Source organism: Mycobacterium colombiense (assembly GCF_003284975.1).
GTDB lineage: Bacteria > Actinomycetota > Actinomycetes > Mycobacteriales > Mycobacteriaceae > Mycobacterium > Mycobacterium europaeum_A.
Window position 1 is genome coordinate 1 of sequence record NZ_QMEU01000015.1, and the last position, 17,504, is coordinate 17,504.

The window sequence follows — 17,504 nt, forward strand, 5'->3', positions numbered from 1 at the left end:
GGCCGCATGGGCGCGAGCTGACCGTCGTCCCCCAGGGCGGCTCGACCGCCCACAGCATCGTGCTGATCCCGGGCGACGATCAAACGGTGGACGGCTTGCCCGTGCAGGTGTGGCAGGCTTCCGAGGCGGCCGGGGCCGACGGTGCGCCGGAGGTCTCGCTGAATCAGTTGCTGAGCATGACGGGAGGCCGGCTGCCGGTCGGCCTCGCGGCCGGCCGCACTCCGGGGCCGTTTCAGGGTCAATGGTCGACGATCACCGAGTACACCGTGCTCGCGCGAGGTGATTGCGTGGTGAGCGCGCACGCGACGAGCAACCGCACCGCGATCTTGACCGGCGGTGGGCTGACGGGGGCTAAGACCGTCAGCCTCGGCGGGCTGACGACGGACTGGTCCACCTCCGCTGCCGATGACCACTCGACGGCGGCCGAGATCGTCGCGAGCGACCGCAATCGCGGGGAGCGGCAGCTGTGGAATGTCTGGTTGCCGTTGGTAATAGCGGGTTTTGCGTTAGCTTGCGCGCTGTCAGCGATAGCCTCGGTGCGCGTGGACCGCAGGCAGACCGATGAGAGGAAATCCATTGAAGGTGAGTCGCATCGCCCTGGCAGCGTGCCGGTCTCGTGAATTCTTGTTGGCTGCAACGGTTCTCGTCACGACGACGGCGTTGTCCGCGACCGCATGCAGCCACTCCGGTGACACCGCGACTCACGCCCAGTCGACGAAACCGGGCGGTACCAACGCGGTGAAGGTCACCATGGCCAACGACGGCGGCAAGGACGGCTGCGCCCTGGACACCACCAACGTACCCGCCGGGCCGGTGACCTTCACGGTCGCCAACACCAATGCGCCCGGCATCAACGAGGTCGAATTGCTCAGAGACCAGCGGATTGTCGGCGAGAAGGAGAACCTTGCGCCGGGCCTGGACCCGGTGTCGTTCACGGTTTCGCTGGACGGGGGCGCCTACCAGCTCTACTGTCCGGGCGCCAGCACCGAATACCAGACCCTGACGGTGACCGGCAATGCGCCCGCGACACCTACGGGCACCGTGGCGAGCATCCTCGGCCAGGGCACCAAGGACTACGCCACCTACATCGTCAACCAGATCGGACAGCTCAACGACGGCGTGAAGGCACTCGATGTCGCCGTGCAGTCGGGCAACGTCGAGGCCGCGAAGGCGGCCTACGCCAAAGCCCGCTTGTTCTGGGAGCGTTCGGAGTCCACCGTGGAGGGCTTCGTCCTGCCGGGGTTCGCCGTCGGCGACAATGCCGGCAACCTGGACTACCTGATCGACATGCGTGAGTCGACACCGGTCGATGCCAAGGTCGGCTGGAAGGGCTTCCACGCCATCGAGCGCGATCTGTGGCAGGGCGGCGCGATCACCCCCGGGACCAAGGCGCTCAGCACCGAACTGGTAGGCAATGTCGGCAAATTGAACGGCATCGTCGCGACCCTGCAGTACAAGCCCGAGGACCTGGCCAACGGCGCCAGCGACCTGATCGAAGAGATCCAAAACACCAAGATCACCGGCGAGGAAGAGGCTTTCAGTCACATTGACCTGGTGGACTTTTCGGGCAACGTCGAAGGTGCCCAGCAGGCCTACGCCTCACTACGGCCGGGCCTGGAAAAGATCGATGCCAACCTGGTCCGCCAGATCGATGAGCAGTTCCACAGCGTGCTGACCACCCTGGACGGGTATCGCGACCCGGCCGCGCTCGGCGGCTACAAGACCTACACGGCGGCGCTGAAGGCCAGCGACGCGCCGAAGCTGACCGCGGTGATCCAGCCGCTGCACCAGAGCCTGTCCACCGTCGCCCAAAAAGTCGTTACGGCAGGTTGATCGTGACCGACGACATCACCCCACGCTCCGACGGCGCCACGAACGACGCTGGGGCACCGGCGGACTCCGCCACGGTGTCGCGCCGGCGCGCGCTCGGCGGCGCCATGCTGGCCGGGCTCGGCGGTGCCGCCATCGGTGCCATGGGTGGCGGCTTCGCCGGTCACGCCATGGCGGCGGGACAGCGTGGTGACGACGATGACACCGTCGATCTGCGCCGCAGCTACCCTTACTACGGCCAGCCGCACCAGGGTGGAATCGATACGCCCCCACAGCGTTACGCCATGTTCATGTCGTTCTCGCTGGCCGACGGCGCGGGCCGGACCGACCTGCAGACCCTTCTGGCGCGCTGGTCGGCCGCCGCCGCGATCCTGCAGCAGGGCAAGCCGGTCGGGACGGTGCAGCCCCAGGTCGACGTGCAGCCTCCCGTGGACACCGGGGAGGCCTACGGGCTGAGCCCGGCCAGCCTCACCGTCACGATCGGGCTGGGCCCGTCGCTGTTCGGCGATCGATTCGGACTGGCCGCCCGGCGACCTGCCGTGTTCACCGACCTGCCGCCGCTGAACGGCGACAACCTGGATCCGCGTCTGCACGGCGGCGACCTGTCCGTGCAGGCGTGCGCCGACGATCCTCAGGTCTGCTACCACGCGGTGCGCAACCTGGCCCGCCTCGGCCGCAACATCGTCTCTCCGTTCTGGGCGGTGCTCGGGTTCGGTCGGGCCTCCGCCGGACCCGGCCAGCACACGCCACGAAACCTGTTGGGATTCAAGGACGGAACCCGCAACATCGCCACCGACGCCGAATACGCCAAGTTTGTCTGGGTCAACAACAGTGACCAGCCCTGGATGAACGGGGGGACCTACCAAGTCGTCCGCAAGATCCGGATGTTGATGGAGACGTGGGATGTTGACCGAATCGGCAATCAGCAGAGGATCTTCGGGCGCACGAAAGAAGAAGGAGCGCCGCTGAGCGGCAAGCACGAGTTCGATACACCGGACTTCGCCGCCAAGGGCGCCGACGGCAACCCGCTCATCGATCCGATGTCTCACGTCGGCCTTGCCGCCCGGGAAAACAACGATGGCATCATGATCCGCCGGCGGTCGTACAACTACACCGACGGCCTGGACGCCAACGGCCAACTCAACGCCGGTCTGCTGTTCGTCTCGTATCAAAAAGATCCCCGAGATTTTATTCGTCTGCAGAACCGCCTGGGTGCCCACGACCTGCTCAACGAATACATCCGCCACATCGGATCAGCAATTTTCGCGGTGCCGCCAGCGCCCGCTGAAGGCCACTACATCGGGCAAAACCTGTTCAGCTGAGCAAATCTTGTCGGCGGTCGACGGCCCGGCCCGGTCGTCACGTTTCACCCCCGTGACGTTTCGTGTCGGACCGGTAAATCAATCGCACCCGCCGTCACGCATCGGGGCTCGGCGCGCACTAACTCCGTGAACCCGCACAATCAGCGAGAAACGGAGAAGTCACATGACCGACGCGCTCGTGATCGACGCCGAAGGCCTGGACCGGCTGTCGTGTAACGCCAAAAGCAATCCCGAGACAGGCAGGAAGACGCTCAAAGCCAAGACCGTGTGCGAAGCGGGCTTCCGCAACATGACCTACGTCCGGGACCTGGCGCCGATGCTGGTGGGCGAGCCGCCCGCGCTGCTCGGCGACGACTCGGCGCCCAATCCCTCGGAGACCGCGTTGGCCGCGCTGGGTTCGTGCGTCTCGGTGGGCCTGTTGGCCAACGCGACGCATCGCGGGGTGACGCTGACCAAGATCGAGGTCGAGATGCAAGGCGACATCGACATTTCCGCGGTGTGGGGCGTAGGGGACACCCCGGAGGGGAAGTATTTGGGGTTCAGCGCCGTCCGCTGCACGGTGAGCCTGGCCGGTGACGCCGACGAAGCCACGCTGAAGGAGATCCACGACAACGCCATCGCCTGGTCACCGGTGGTGAATACGTTTCGCAACCCGGTGACCGTCGACTCGACCCTGATCACCGGATAAGCACGCGAAATGACAACGACCACGGACACAGCGGCCGGCCAGGTGGATGTCGCTCTGCTGGAAGACATTCGGGGGCACGCCGCGGCGTTGGACCGCGGCGAGGGCCACTCCCGTCGCAGCTTCGCCGCGCTGGGAGAGGCGGGCCTGCTGGGCGTTGGCGCCCCGGGCAACGTCGACGGCCGGCTTCCGGTGATGGCCGAGGTGATCAGATCGGTTTCCGGGACCTGCATGAGCACGGGGTTCTCGTTGTGGGCGCATCGCATGACGATCGAGTATCTGCTCACCGCCGCAACCGAATTCAGCAGCGCGGCGGTTGAGCCGCTCCTAGCGGGAGCGGTGCCGGGTGTCACCGGCATGGCCGCGGCGTTCAAGGAGGCGGCGGGCTGCGGCAGCGTGGAGTTGACGGCCACATCCGTGGCCGGCGGTTACCGGGTATCCGGTCCGATCAGGTGGGCCAGCAATCTGTACCCCGACTCCACGATGGTGACCGCGGTGCGCACCGATGCCGGAGAGAAGCTCATCGTTGCGCTGCCGCTGAGCACACCCGGGGTGAACGTGGGTGAGCATTTCGATCTGCTGGCCATGGGCAGCACCGCCTCGTCGTACCTGAACCTGGACGGCGCGCAAGTTCCTGCCGGGCAGGTGCTGTCGCGCGACTTCGAGGGCTTCCTGCAGTCGGTGCGCCCGACATTCCTTGTCCTGCAGTCGGCGATGTGCCTGGGGCTGACCCGGACCGCCCTGGACCAGGCTCGCCTGGGACTCGGCGGTGTCAACGCCGTGTTCAGCGACGACGTCGACCGCGTCGATGACCGGCTGGTGGCCGCCGAGGCCACCCTGGCGAAGCTGGCCGCGGCCGTCGGGGGGGCCGAGCCGCCCACCAAGAAGGAGTTGCTGTCGCTGCGCCTCGCCGCCGCCGAATTGTCCAGCGCCAGCGCCGACTTGGAGGTGCGGACCGCCGGCGGCAAAGGCTACGCGAGCCGAACACCGGCAAGCCGGCGCTATCGCGAGGCGGCGTTCATCCCCGTCCAGTCACCGTCCGAAGGGCAGCTGCGCTGGGAACTGGCCAGATGCGTCTGAGCGTGGGTCGATGGTGACTCCGGTGGCGGTGCCGCCGGAGGGCACCGAGTCCGAATACCTGGTCGGCGGGGTTCCGCTGGCCAGCTTGGTGCGCGACTTTCACCGGCCGATGGTGAATTTCGCCCGCACCATGGTGGATTCGGCAACGGTCGCCGAAGAAGCCGTGCAGGAGGCGTGGGTGCAGGTGCTGCAGTCCTCGGACTCGTTTCAGGGGCGTTCGTCGGTGAGCACCTGGTTGTTCGGGATCGTCAAACACACCGCTTCCCGGCACCGGCGCCGGGAATCGCGGATCCGCCACCACGAGGTGCTGGCCGCCGACGGCGAATTCGACGACCCGTTGTCGGGTCGCATGCACCCCGCCGGTCACCCCGACGCCGGCCACTGGAGTGTCCCGCCGTCGCGTCGCTTTCTCCCCGAAGACCGAACCGTCGAAAGCGAACTGCTCGGCTACGTGCGGTCGGCACTGGATGCGTTGCCCGAACGCCAACGGCAGCTGGTCATCCTGCGCGACATCGTCGGGACGTCGGCCGACGAGGCGGCCGCGCTTCTCGAACTGTCCGCCGAGGCGCAGCGGGCACTGCTCTACCGCGCCCGGGGAAATCTCAGAGCCGAATTGGAAAAGCGGTATCACCGATGACCGTTCATGACAACGCAGTCCCCGCCATCGATTGCGTGGACTTCGTCCGTCTCGTCGACGATCTCGTCGACTCCGACCCGCAGCAGTGGGGACCGATCGTGGCCAAGCACCTCGACGAATGCCCGCCGTGTCTGGTCTATCTGCAACAGATGCTCGACCTCAAGATCCTGCTCAGCCACGTCTTCGACGGCGAGCAGCTGAGCGAGGACCACATTGCCGGTGTCATCAACGCGATCAACACCTTCAGGAAAGGCGAACCCTGATGACGATCAACGCTGAAGCGCCGCAGCTTCGAGGCGATGCTGTGGTTGCGGACAACGTGACCGTGTTGCCCTCTGGCGTCAGGGCCGACGCCGTGCCCGAGGATCCGTTCGAGCCACTGTCGGTGGGCGCCATGGTGGATCGGGTGGCGGCCATGGCAGTGGAAAAAGCCGCGCATCCCTGGGCATTCCTGATGCGCTCTCTGGTGGGCGGCGTGATGGTGGCCTTCGGGGCGTTGCTAGCCCTGGTGGTGAGCACCGGCGTCAAAACACCCGGTGTGGCAAGCCTTTTGATGGGCCTGGCCTTCGGCATGTCCTTCGTCTTGATCCTGGTGTCGGGCATGTCGCTGATCACCGCCGACATGGCCGCGGGCTTTCTCGCCGTGCTCAAGCGCACGCTGAGCCTGCGCGGCTATGTCGCGTTGGTGACCGTCGGGCTCATCGGCAACATCGTCGGCGCGCTGGTGTTCGTCACGGTGTGCGCCGCGGCGGGCGGGCCTTACCTCGGCGCGTTCGCCGAGCGAGCGGCCACCGTCGGCACGCTGAAGGCGGGCCAGCCCTTCTGGACGGCCCTGTTGCTCGCCGTGGTGTGCACGTGGTTCCTGCAAACCTCGATGTGCATGTTCTTCAAAGCCCGCAGCGACGTAGCACGAATGGCTTTCGCGTTTTACGGCCCGTTCGCGTTCGTCATCGGCGGCACCCAGCACGTGATCGCCAATGTCGGATTCCTGGGTCTTCCCTTGCTGCTCAACCTCTTTCACCCGGTCGCGCCGCGCGGCGCGATCAGCTGGGGCTTCGGCCCGCACGGGCTGCTCACCAACATCGGGATCACCACCGTGGGTAATCTCATCGGCGGCACGGTATTCGTGGCGTTGCCGTTCTGGATCATCGCGCAGCTGCAGCGGCGCAAGGTCTAGCCGGTGACGAGAGACCTCCGGCCCGACGGTTGAGGACTAAAGCCTCACGATTATGACGCCCCTCCTCGGATAGCGTTTGTGCAGATGGAGGGAGAACGTGATGTCCGTACCCGTCAAAGAACTCGGTATCGTCGTCGCGGTCGACGGCTCGCCGGCCTCAACCGTCGCCGCGGGCTGGGCGGCCCGGGAGGCGGCGATGCATAGCATCCCGTTGACCGTCGTGCACGCCGTGTCGACTCCCGCCGCGACCTTCCCGCCGGTTCCGTACCCCGAGTCCCTCGTCACGAGCCTCGAAGACGAAGGCAAGAAGGCGATCATCCACGCGACAAAAGTCGCCGAAGACGCGATGCCGACCGACCGCGTGGTGCCCATCGGCAGGAAACTGGTCTACGCCGCCCCGGCGCCGGCCCTGCTGAAGATGTCCGATACGGCGGAGATGATCGTCATGGGCAGCTCGGGCCGAGGCTTACTGACCCGTGGCCTGCTGGGGTCGGTGAGCTCGACCGTGGTGCGGCACGCGAACTGTCCAGTCGCGGTCGTGCGGGACGAAGAACTGCCTGGTCCGCGGAATGCCCCCGTCCTGCTGGGCACCGACGGCTCACCGGCTTCCGAACTCGCGACGGAAATCGCGTTCGACGAGGCGTCTCGTCGCGGTGTGGATCTGGTGGCCATTCACGCATGGAGCGACGCCGCGGTGGTCGACGTCTTCGAAATCGATTGGCCGGCTGTCGAAGGCGAAGCGGGACGCACCCTTGCCGAGAGCCTGGCGGGCTGGCAAGAACGCTATCCCGATGTGACGGTTCACCGACTCATCGCTCAAGACCGGGCCGCGCGGCACCTCATTGACAAGTCTGAGACCGCACAGCTTGTGGTCGTCGGCAGCCACGGTCGGGGCAGCCTGAGCAGGATGCTGTTGGGTTCGGTCAGCAACGCCGTCCTGCACGCGGTCCGGGTGCCGATCATCGTTGCCCGACCGTCCGCCGCATAAACCGTCGCCTCCGTCGCCCGACAGCGCATCTGGCGGTGCCTAAATGTTGCTATCCGACGACCGTTCAAGTTGTGGCTCAAACCATGTCACGGGCGTCATTCACTGATTCACCAGACCGGCCAGCGTTGTCACGGCGCCGACCGAGAAGGCAACATTGCGTCCCACGGCGCCGTCATCACCGGCGGCGCCGGGACTGGTCCACCGCACCCGTGCGGTACCGCTGACGTGCAGAGCTGCGCCGGTGTCGAAATCGAGGAACAGCAGGGCGGCTTCGTCGTCGACGGCCAGATTGCCATAGCTGTTGAACATGTTGTTTCCCGGGAAATCCGGCCACCACAGCCGGTTCGGTGAGTCGACTCGGACGAATCCGGGTGGGCCGCCTCGGTGTGACGCATCGCTGCCGCGGGTGGGATGAGTCGTGCCCAGGAAGAACGTGTTGGACGCAGCAATCATTGCTTGATCGGCGGGGTCGAGAAGCGTTGCGCGACGAGGGTGTTTCGAAGGGGTAGCCAGACCGGCCACGTCGATCGTGCGGCGGTGAATGTACTTGGGGCAGTTGCCGTACGACTGGTCGACGCGGATGGTCAAGCCCGCGTGGTCGGCACCGACCAGTTCGCCGTTGATCCGTAACCTGCGGCGGGTGGGGAAGTCGATGGCGATCAGGCCGACTTGCTGGCCGGCCCGGATCCCGTGCAAGGGATCGCCGTCCCGGGGAGCGGACGACACGTGCAAGACACCTGCAAGCCCGCGGAGAAAACCCTGCGGCGCGGCCAGCGGTGAGACCCAGAGGACGCCGTCGTGGTCGCGTCCGGTCAGCGCGGCGAACCGCTGCGACGCCAGGAAGCGTGCGGCGCCGTCGGACAGATCCGACGAGTCAAGCATGCCCTCGAGCCGCCCGGCCTCGGCTTCGACACCCGCTCGGCGCTGCGTCGCGAGTTCGCCCTCGTGGAATCCCGTCGCGGCCATATTCGTCGTAACAACGTCACCGGCGCAAAGCTTCCTGGCGGTACGGGCGCCCTCGGTCAGGTCCTTCGGTCCTGCTCCACGCCCCGCGCATGGGGCGCTGACCGGGTCGCGGGTCGCAATGCCGCCAGCAGCGCTCCGGCGCCGAAGATCGCCGCGGTCAGCCACGCAAAGCGTCCGTCGGGGGCGAAGCCCGCGGCGGCGATCAGGGACAGGGCGTAGGCCGCCGCCGCGGCACCGGCCAGCATCACCGGTTCGGTCCAGCGTTCGGTGAGCGGTACCCCGAGCAGCGGTAAGGGAGCCGCGAAAAGCTTTCGGGCCCACCACAACAGCATCATCTCGACCACCGTCACGACGATCAAGATGACCACCCATTCCAGCCGGGCCAGCCACCAGTGCGCGCTACCCTCGGGCGGCTGCGGCAAGAGTCCGGCCGGATAGCCGACGATCGCCACGATCACGACGGGGATCATGTGCCACAGGTAAAGCGCCATGATGTTGTTGTTGGCGATGGACAGGGCGCGCTCGACACGCATCGCGCGCAGCGCACGGTTCAGCGCGGGGGCCAGTGCCATCGCAAGCCCCGTTTGGGCGCAGCCGAACGCCAACAGCGCGACGGTCGGAGGTGTCGTGTTGTCGATGGTCTGTCCGGGGACACCGATCATGCTGACCGGATAAATCTTGCGCCACACCAGCAACGCCAGCGCCACCGACGAGATGCTGGCCAGCAGAGCGGGTCTGCGGCCGGCCAACGATCCGCCGTGCCAAGCGATCCCAAGCTGATACAGGGTGCCCCAGCCCAACAGGTAGTTCACCCAGTTCAGAGCGGGCACATGGCCGGCGAGCCGGGCGACATCCACCGCCGCGACCGTCAAGGCGAGAGCGGCCGGTACCAGCGGCCCCCAACGACGTTGTGCGGCAATGGCAATCGGCGTCATCGACACGACAGCCAGATACACGGCCAGGAACCACAGGTGCATCGCCACCGCCCAACCGGCGTACTCGAGCACCGAGCCCGCCACGCCGCAGGCACCCAGGACAACCACCACCACCGACACCAGCGCGATGTACACCGCGGTCGGTCCGAGGACCCGCGCCAGCCGATGCTGTATCCAGGTCCGCCGCGAAAGCCCCTCAGCGTCGTGGCGGTGCGTCCAGGACACGGCGCCGGCATAACCGGCAACCAGGAAGAATGCCGGAACGGCCTGGAAGGGCCAGGTCAGCCACTGGGTCCAGGGCAGGTCGACGAGCGGGTTCTGCCGGCCGAACTGGCCGTCGTGATAGGTGACCGACCCGGCCAGCCAGTGTCCCAGCACGATGAGCACCACGCCGGACACCCGGTAGTAGTCGACAGCCAGATTGCGCGGCGGCCGCGTCGTGTTTGCGTGGCCCATCAGATCGGGGGAAGCTCGACGCGGTACACAGCGCCACGGTACCGTCCGGCCCCCAGCGGGGTCTCGTGTAACCGTCGAACAGGAGACATCCCATGAAACAGGCTCAACTCGGCGGGTTGCAGGTCGGTCGCCTCGGCCTGGGTGCGATGGGCATGTCGGTGGCCTATGCAGGCGCCGGCAGCGACGATGCCGAATCGGTCCGCACCGTCCATCGCGCCATCGACCTTGGTGTGACGCTGATCGACACGGCCGAGGTCTACGGCCCCTATGCCAACGAGGAACTGCTGGCCCGCGCGCTGCGAGGACGGCGCGATCAAGTCGTTCTGGCAACCAAATTCGGTCTGATCTCGCACACCGGTCGCGAGGGCCTGGATAGTAGCCCCGCCAATATCCGTATCGCCGTGGACGGTTCGCTGCAACGGTTGGCGACCGATCGCATCGACCTGTACTACCAGCACCGCCTCGACCGCCAGACCCCGATCGAAGAGACCGTCGGCGCGCTGGGCGAGCTGGTCGCCGCCGGGAAGGTCCGGCACATCGGCCTGTCGGAAGTCGGCGTGGATACGATTCGCCGCGCCCACGCGGTGCACCCGATCACGGCGGTGCAATCGGAGTACTCGCTGTGGACCCGCGATCAAGAGGACGAGATCTTGCCGGCGCTGCGCGAGTTGGGCATCGGGTTCGTCGCCTACTCGCCGCTGGGCCGTGGCTTTCTCACCGGCGCAATCCGTTCCACGCACGAGCTACCCGAGACCGACTACCGCAAGACCAACCCGCGGTTCTTCGACGAGAACTTCCAACACAACCTGCGGTGCGCCGACGAGGTGCGCGATATCAGCGCGGACGTCGGCGCCACGCCGGCTCAGGTCGCCTTGGCGTGGCTGTTGGCGAAAGGCCCTGACATTGTGCCCATCCCGGGGACCAAGCGGGTTACCCGCCTGGAAGAAAATGTCGGGGCCGACGCGATAGAACTGTCCGCGGACCAACTGGCCAGGTTGGATCGGCTCACCCCGCCCGTGGGGGGACATCACGCCGAGGCGCAAATGGCGTGGATCGATCGCTAGCGCCCCCAAAGCCGCCGCCTGGTGTGCATCGCACTAGTCGACGCTCGCCAATGCCGCTGTGCCGTAGGTCTTTTCGATCAGTGACCACGGGTCGGCGTACGGGCCGCGTCCCTCCAGTCGGCGCTGCACCGTCAAAACGGCCAGCAGCACCGGGCGTAACACCGGGCCAAACAGTCGCAGCACCATCCGCAGGCGGCCCTGCGATTCGGTCACCCACGCCAACGTCTGGCTCCAGTCGTGCTCTTGGAAGTCCAGCAGCGCTTGCGCTTCGGTGGTGTCGTACCAGCCGGTGAAACTCCAGCCGCGGTCGTCGGCCGGGTCGCCGGGCAGACCAGCCGACGGGCCGAGCGGACCCAGGCCGGCCGCTTCCATCAGGTCGTCTTGCAGGCCGTGCTGGAGCAGCACGTACGTTTCGTTGCCCCCGATGAGCAGAACCTTGCCGGAAATGGAGTCCTCGCGGTCGACGCCGTTGGCGAAGGCCAGCGCCACGTCACGAGCGTCCACCGCATGAATGCGGTTGTCGCTGGGCATCGAACGCATCAGCGTGAGGTAGTCACCGTTGATGCCGGCCTGCGTGTCCGGCGAGATGACGCCCGCGAGTCGGTAGAGCGCATACGGCAGGCCGCTGCCGCGGATCGCCGCCTCGGCAAGGACTTTGTCCTGCCCGTACTGGTCGATGGGGTTCACGGGCGTGTCCGGGGTGATCCGCTCGGGCTGACGGTAGGGGTTGCGAGATCCATACACCGCGGCGCTGGACGCCATGAGGAACAGCGGCGGGCGGGGGAGCGCGGCGCAGGCGGTCAACAGGTTCTCGGTGCCACCGACATTGACCCGCCGGGCCAGTTCGGGATTGCGGTAGGACGGCGGGGACACGATGGCGGCCAGGTGAACGATGGCTCCGGGTTCATGGGTGGCGATGAGGGCGTTGACCGCCTCGGCGTCCAGCAGGTCGGTGTAGGCGGGTATCAACGTCCCCGGCTGCGCGCCGGCCGCGAGTTCTTTTTCGACGGCGACCGTGTTGTCGTTGCGCAGGTCCATCGCGACGACGGTTCGGCCGCGATCTAGCAGAATCTGCGTGCAACGCTTACCGACTTGCCCAAAGGCGCCGGTGACCAAAACGGTGTCGACGGTCATGGCCGCGTCACCGATCCATCAGCCGTTCGGCGATCTTGCCGATCGCCGTGCGGAGCCGGGGGGAGACGTAGATCGAGAAGAACGGCGTCACGATGTCCTCGCGGAGTCGAGTTAGCTTGGAGCTCTTGATAAGCCATTGGCCGGCGATGTTCTCGTAGGTTTCGTGGTAGTGGCCGTAGCCGACCAAGGTTACCCCGGGCCCGAATCGGACGACATCCTGCAGCGCCCAGATTCCACGCGCGGTCGTGGCCGAGGTGAGCTCGATTTCGGGGGTGTGCACCTGGTGAGCCGTGGGCTGTGCCGGGCGCCCGAGGGCCCGGCGGGTGAACGCCACGAACTCGTCGGCGCCCGCGATCAGCTTGCCACCGGCTTCGGAGGTGTCGCTGACGAAGTCGTCGGCGAAAATCGTCCGCCACGCCGCCCAGTCCTTGGTGTCCAGGTAGCGGCAGTAGCGCGCCTTGAGCTGCTTGATGGACTCGATCGCCGGCAGCGTCTCGGCGATTAGGCCCTGCGCGCGCTCTGTCATAGCCGCTCGATCCCCTCCGCCAGTGCCGACGCGTGACGTTTCCCTGGCGAAGTGTAAACCCGTCAGCCCTTGAAGTAGACGATCTGATGGGTGGTCGCCAGCAGCTCGCCGTCGGCGGTCCACACTTGCGCGCTCTGGTCGAAATAACCGCGTGAAAACCGGTTGGCATGAGCGGTGGCCAACACGAAGTCGCCCGCGACGGCGTCGAGTTGAGGCTGATCGGCGTGGAAATACGTGGTCAGCGAGATGGTCCCGGACGGGACGAAGCCGCCGCGGCGCAAGAACACCCGCGGGTAGAAGACGTCGCACAGCGCGGCGAGCGCCGGGTAGTCGACCGGGCGTCCCGCGCCGTCGCGCACCCACAGGGTCGAGGTCGACGAAGGGCTGGCGTCCCCGCCTTTGCCGGGCATCGCGCCTTCCACGTAGCGCATGTCGTAGAGGCCGGTCCATCGGACCAGGCCCGGATCGACGGCGGGCAACTGTTCGGGTGGCGGCGCGCTCGGCCGGCGGCTCTCGGTGTCGGCCCAACTCTCTCGCCGGATCGCGAAGATCGCGGTGGCCGTCGTCTTGACCACGCCGTCCTGGCTCAGCTCGACGATCCAGTGCTGATTGGTGCGGTTGGTGCGCGGGGCCCGCAGCGCGAGGTCGAAGTCGCCGTCGGCGATGGGAGCGGCGTAGTTGACGGTCAGGGCCAGCGGTACCCCGATGCGGTCGGGGTGTGTTTCGACCGCGTGCAGCATGGCGGCGGCCGTGATCCCGCCGAACGGCCCGACCATGTTGGCCCACTCCGGGTGCGTGCGACCCCGCCGGAGGTCGGTCCCGGTCCGGTCGAGCTGGAGGGCTTCGTCGAAGGGGTGTGTGTCGGTCATGGTGATCGACCGCAGATTACTTGTGGACAACGCTGGTGCTGGCTACGGGGTCGTGCCGGGTGGGCCGGGCGAGCACCATCCGTTGAGGTACGGTCCGGCGAGCGACAACCTCATCGAAAGGGGGCCAGGGTGGCGAACCCTAAGGACGGCGCCGCAGCCGCGTCTCCCGCCGAGCTGATCGACGCCAGGATCAAGGAATTGGGGGATTGGCGCGGCGAAATGCTCGCGCGCATCAGGAAACTGATCAAGAAAGCCGACCCGCAAGTGGTCGAGGAGTTCAAGTGGCGGGGCGTTCCGGTCTGGTATCACGACGGGATGATCTGCACGGGCGAGACGTACAAGAACGTCGTCAAGATGACCTTCGCCAAGGGCGCGTCGCTGCCGGATCCCGCGGGTCTGTTCAATTCCAGCCTCGACGGCAACACCAGACGCGCCATCGATTTCCACGAGGGCGACGAGCTCGACGAGAAGGCGTTGACGGCGCTCATTCGCGCCGCGGTGAAGCTGAACGGCTCGTAGGGCGCCGACCTATACAGCCGTGTGACGGTTGCTGTACAGTCGCCCAGCACAAGGTCGACGCTCGAATGAGAGGCGATCCGGTGACGTCCGAATCGGTCGAGGAATTCCGGAGCCGGGCCAGGGCCTGGCTGGCCGCGAACATGCCTCGACTCGATCCGGCCAAGGCGGCACAGCTGGAGCGAGATGAGCTGCCGTCGTGGCGCCGGGCCCGAGAACTGCAAAAGCTGCTGTGGGAGGGCGGATTCGCCGGGATCTGTTTCCCGCTTGAATATGGCGGGCTCGGGCTGAGCTACAAGTACAAGAAGGCATTCGACGCCGAATCCCAGGCCTACGAGACTCCGCTGCTGCTCAACGTGCCGTCATTCGCCATCTGCTGCGCAACGATTCTCGATATGGGCAGCGAAGAGCAGAAGCGCCAGCACATTTCGGCCGCCCTGCGCGGCGACGAGGTGCTGGTGCAGCTGCTGTCCGAGCCGAGCGGGGGATCCGACCTGGCGGGCGTCATCACCCGTGCCGAGCGCCGCGACGGCCGGTGGATCATCAACGGCGCCAAGACCTGGAGCACGTGGGCCTTCGCGGCCGACTACGGCCTGTGCCTGGCGCGGACCGATTGGGAGGTTCCCAAACACGACGGGCTGACGATGTTCCTGGTGCCGCTGCAGCATCCCGGAGTCACCATCAACCGCATCCAGCAGGTCAACGGCTCCATCGAATTCTGCGAGGAGTTCTTCGACGACGTCGACGTGGGCGACGACGCTGTGGTCGGAGAACCGGGCAAAGGGTGGGACGTCGCGTCGCGCCAGCTCTACCACGAACGGCGCACGATGGGTGATGGCTCGGAGTACACCAGTGGGCCGGGAATCGCCGAGGCCCACGACGTCTCCGTCGACCTGTTGTCCCTGATCGAAAAGACGAACCAGGCCGGCAATCAACGACTTCAGGAGATGGTCGGCCGGGCGCTGGTGCACCGGGCCGTACACGGCCAACTCAGCGAGCACGTCTTTCACGCCGTCGCCGGGGGATCCCTGCCGCCCGCCGCGGGATCGATCATCCGGCTCTACATGGCCGAGGTGCATGACGTCGAGACCGATACCGCCTTGGCCGTCGCCGGTCCAGCGGCCGTGGTCGACGACGCCGGGCTGCTCGATATCGGGACGCGCTATCTGGGCCGTCAGACCGCCAGCATCGGCGGCGGTACCACCGAGATGGCGCGCAACGTGATCGGCGAGCGCGTGCTGAACTTCCCGCGCGAGCGCGCCGACGACCGTGGTGTGCCGTTCAATCAGGTGCGGCGCGGCAAAAGCTAGGAGGAGAACGGAATTGAGCGGCCAACTTCGTGACATCCGGGAGTTGATGGGGGATTCCGACGCCTACCGCGAGGAACTGTACCGGCGTTGGACGGGCCTGTTGAGCTACCGCTACATCGGTCGCAAACACTCGTCGATGAATTTGGGCGAGACCGATGACACCGTCGCCATCCGCCGCGACATGCGCAACGACGCCGGCGGAATCATGGTGGCGCCGTTGGCCATATCGTCCCCGGAGGGCTGCCAGACCGACATGGTCGCGGTTCCCAATCCGGTGATCGCGTCGGTACAGATCGTCGACCCCGGATACGACGTCACCAGGATCGAGATCGTCGGCTCGGGCATCGTGCACCAGGGTCGCACCATGGGCTACGGGCGCTGCACGATCGTCGACGCCGACAACCCCAGCCGTGTCATCGCCTTCAACGAGGGGCAGGGAGCGATCATCGGCATCCCGCCGGAAGGCCTGGACCGGATGGATGTTTCGGGCACCGAGCTGGTGGTCGAGGACTCACCCGACCTACCGCCGCTGTGGCAGGCCTTCGGCGCCAGCCGTCGACAAGACGGCCACTGGATACTGCCCGAGCTGAGCACCGAACTCGCGTCGCCGGACGCCGCGCTGCACATCGGGCCCCAGCACGTCGTTCTCGAAACCGCGGCGATCGACCTCGCCGCGGAGGTGGCGGGAACGACAAAGCTGCAGGCGGTCAGCTGGCACGTGATGTTCATGTCCCGCGGCAAGGTGGGGCCCTTCCGGGTCGAGGGCACCGCACACCCGGGCGGCTCCGGACGCGTCGGCGTGCGCATGCTGCTGCACGACGAGGGCAACGCCGACAAGGCTGTTACCTCCGCCGCGGCGGTCTTCGACATCGTCGGCTGAGCCGGGTTCGGCGCCCCTGGCCCCAGAGCTGGTTGCGAACGCCCGGGCGGATGGCGATAACCTTCCCGGAGACGCGAAGGAGCGTGTTGATCATGCAGGTTTCTATGTTCGGCCAACTGAGCGGATCGGGCGACCAATCGCCGATCGACGCGACGATCGCGAACCTCGCGATGCTGCGCGACGAGGGCTTCAAACGCGTGTGGATGAGCCAATTGCCTTATGAGCCAGACCTTCTCACCATCCTGGCCATCGCACTGCACGAGGTCGACACGATCGAGGTGGCCAGCGGTGTGGTGCCGATCCAGAATCTGCATCCGATGCTCATGGCGCAGCGCGCCCTCACGCTGAGCCTGGCCTCGGGTGGCCGGTTCACGCTGGGGCTCGGCATGACCCATCAGGCGGTCACCGAGGGGATGTGGGGAATTCCGTGGGACAAGCCGGTGCGCAGGCTGAACGAATACCTCGACGGGCTGCTGCCCCTGCTGGCCGGTGAACCCGCCGCCGCGGCCGGAGAAACGGTGACCACCCGCGGCGCGCTGATGATCTCGGGCGCACCGCGACCCGACGTGTACATCGCGGCCCTGGGCCCGCAACTGCTCAAGATCGCCGGGCGGCGCACGTCGGGCACCTGCACCTGGATGACGGGGCCCAAGACGTTGGCCGAGCATGTCGGCCCGACGCTGCGGCAGGCGGCCGCCGATGCGGGGCGTGAGGGGGAGGTGCGGGTCGCGGCGTCGTTGCCCGTCAGCGTCACCGACGATGTCGACACCGCCCGCAAGCAGGCGGCCGAACAGTTCGCCATCTACGGCCAGCTGCCGTCCTACCGCGCGATGCTCGACCGTGAGGGCTATGCGGGGCCGCAGGACGCCGCCATCATCGGCGACGAGGACACGGTCCGCGGCCGGCTCGACGAACTACGTGCCGCGGGCGTCGACGAGTACGTCGCGGCGGCATTCGATCCGTCGCCGGACGGCCGGGCTCGCACCCGGGCGCTGCTGCTGGCCTACGACTCCTGACACGACGGGTTCATCCGGCCTAGTTCTGGTGTGTCCGCGCCGTTGCGGATATGGCCATACAGAGCCGCCGGTACGTATGGTGCTTAGGCGAACCCACACGAGGAGGAGAAACG

The 17,504-nt window shown here is 66.8% G+C and carries 18 protein-coding genes and 1 pseudogene; 14 read left to right on the plus strand and 5 right to left on the minus strand.

Annotation, left to right across the window (positions count from 1 at the left end):
* The 9 genes and pseudogenes from DQP58_RS07775 to DQP58_RS07815 form a co-directional block, all read left to right on the plus strand.
* Positions 1-620: pseudogene (locus DQP58_RS07775) on the plus strand (iron uptake transporter permease EfeU); the annotation flags it as partial.
* Positions 562-1,833 carry an iron uptake system protein EfeO gene (gene efeO, locus DQP58_RS07780; RefSeq protein WP_346427267.1) on the plus strand — a complete coding sequence of 424 codons (1,272 nt, stop codon included), beginning with the start codon at positions 562-564 and terminating at the stop codon, positions 1,831-1,833. The pseudogene DQP58_RS07775 and the gene efeO, both read left to right, overlap by 59 nt.
* 2 nt (positions 1,834-1,835) lie before the next feature.
* Positions 1,836-3,152 carry an iron uptake transporter deferrochelatase/peroxidase subunit gene (gene efeB / locus DQP58_RS07785; protein ID WP_112707871.1) on the plus strand — a complete coding sequence of 439 codons (1,317 nt, stop codon included), beginning with the start codon at positions 1,836-1,838 and terminating at the stop codon, positions 3,150-3,152.
* Positions 3,153-3,315: 163 nt separating this feature from the next.
* Positions 3,316-3,840 (plus strand): OsmC family protein, encoded by a 525-nt coding sequence (locus DQP58_RS07790; RefSeq protein ID WP_066862873.1) that lies wholly within the window; start codon positions 3,316-3,318, stop codon positions 3,838-3,840.
* 9 nt (positions 3,841-3,849) lie between these two features.
* Positions 3,850-4,917: an acyl-CoA dehydrogenase family protein gene (locus tag DQP58_RS07795; RefSeq protein WP_112707872.1), complete on the plus strand. Its 1,068-nt coding sequence runs from the start codon at positions 3,850-3,852 to the stop codon at positions 4,915-4,917.
* Between the two features lie 10 nt (positions 4,918-4,927).
* Positions 4,928-5,554, plus strand: coding sequence for an RNA polymerase sigma factor (locus DQP58_RS07800; RefSeq protein WP_112707873.1), 627 nt, complete (start codon positions 4,928-4,930; stop codon positions 5,552-5,554).
* Positions 5,551-5,817 (plus strand): hypothetical protein, encoded by a 267-nt coding sequence (locus tag DQP58_RS07805; protein ID WP_112707874.1) that lies wholly within the window; start codon positions 5,551-5,553, stop codon positions 5,815-5,817. Before DQP58_RS07800 ends, DQP58_RS07805 begins: the two co-directional genes overlap by 4 nt.
* Positions 5,817-6,731, plus strand: coding sequence for a formate/nitrite transporter family protein (locus DQP58_RS07810; RefSeq protein WP_112707875.1), 915 nt, complete (start codon positions 5,817-5,819; stop codon positions 6,729-6,731). Before DQP58_RS07805 ends, DQP58_RS07810 begins: the two co-directional genes overlap by 1 nt.
* A 100-nt stretch (positions 6,732-6,831) precedes the next feature.
* The gene (locus DQP58_RS07815; protein WP_112707876.1) at positions 6,832-7,719 is read left to right on the plus strand and encodes a universal stress protein; all 888 of its coding nucleotides are present in this window, start codon (positions 6,832-6,834) and stop codon (positions 7,717-7,719) included.
* Positions 7,720-7,818: 99 nt separating this feature from the next.
* Here the strand turns inward: DQP58_RS07815 and DQP58_RS07820 are convergent, their stop codons facing one another.
* On the minus strand, positions 7,819-8,685 hold the full coding sequence (locus DQP58_RS07820) for a pyridoxamine 5'-phosphate oxidase family protein (RefSeq protein ID WP_112707877.1): 867 nt from the start codon (positions 8,683-8,685) through the stop codon (positions 7,819-7,821).
* Positions 8,686-8,741: 56 nt separating this feature from the next.
* The gene (locus tag DQP58_RS07825; RefSeq protein ID WP_112707878.1) at positions 8,742-10,076 is read right to left on the minus strand and encodes an acyltransferase family protein; all 1,335 of its coding nucleotides are present in this window, start codon (positions 10,074-10,076) and stop codon (positions 8,742-8,744) included.
* A gap of 92 nt (positions 10,077-10,168) precedes the next feature.
* Between DQP58_RS07825 and DQP58_RS07830 the strand changes: the two genes are divergently transcribed.
* Entirely contained in the window at positions 10,169-11,140 is a 972-nt protein-coding gene (locus tag DQP58_RS07830) for an aldo/keto reductase (protein ID WP_112707879.1), read from the plus strand.
* A gap of 33 nt (positions 11,141-11,173) precedes the next feature.
* On the opposite strand, the gene DQP58_RS07835 is transcribed toward DQP58_RS07830, so the two are convergent.
* The 3 genes from DQP58_RS07835 to DQP58_RS07845 all read right to left on the minus strand — a co-directional run bounded on the left by DQP58_RS07835 (position 11,174) and on the right by DQP58_RS07845 (position 13,669).
* Positions 11,174-12,274, minus strand: coding sequence for an NAD-dependent epimerase/dehydratase family protein (locus DQP58_RS07835; RefSeq protein ID WP_112707880.1), 1,101 nt, complete (start codon positions 12,272-12,274; stop codon positions 11,174-11,176).
* Between the two features lie 7 nt (positions 12,275-12,281).
* On the minus strand, positions 12,282-12,800 hold the full coding sequence (locus tag DQP58_RS07840) for a nuclear transport factor 2 family protein (protein WP_112707881.1): 519 nt from the start codon (positions 12,798-12,800) through the stop codon (positions 12,282-12,284).
* Between the two features lie 62 nt (positions 12,801-12,862).
* Positions 12,863-13,669 carry an acyl-CoA thioesterase gene (locus tag DQP58_RS07845; protein ID WP_112707882.1) on the minus strand — a complete coding sequence of 269 codons (807 nt, stop codon included), beginning with the start codon at positions 13,667-13,669 and terminating at the stop codon, positions 12,863-12,865.
* Between the two features lie 129 nt (positions 13,670-13,798).
* Here DQP58_RS07845 and DQP58_RS07850 point away from each other — a divergent pair, with 129 nt between their 5' ends.
* The 4 genes from DQP58_RS07850 (at position 13,799) to DQP58_RS07865 (ending at position 17,391) form a co-directional block, all read left to right on the plus strand.
* Positions 13,799-14,188: a DUF1801 domain-containing protein gene (locus DQP58_RS07850; protein WP_112707883.1), complete on the plus strand. Its 390-nt coding sequence runs from the start codon at positions 13,799-13,801 to the stop codon at positions 14,186-14,188.
* Positions 14,189-14,268: 80 nt separating this feature from the next.
* The gene (locus DQP58_RS07855; protein WP_112707884.1) at positions 14,269-15,495 is read left to right on the plus strand and encodes an acyl-CoA dehydrogenase family protein; all 1,227 of its coding nucleotides are present in this window, start codon (positions 14,269-14,271) and stop codon (positions 15,493-15,495) included.
* 13 nt (positions 15,496-15,508) lie between these two features.
* Complete coding sequence (locus tag DQP58_RS07860) at positions 15,509-16,375, plus strand: hypothetical protein (RefSeq protein ID WP_112707885.1); 867 nt, start codon at positions 15,509-15,511, stop codon at positions 16,373-16,375.
* Between the two features lie 92 nt (positions 16,376-16,467).
* A complete protein-coding gene (locus DQP58_RS07865) occupies positions 16,468-17,391 on the plus strand; it encodes a TIGR03564 family F420-dependent LLM class oxidoreductase (protein ID WP_112707929.1) in 924 nt (307 codons plus the stop codon).
* The last annotated feature ends 113 nt before the right edge of the window (positions 17,392-17,504 follow it).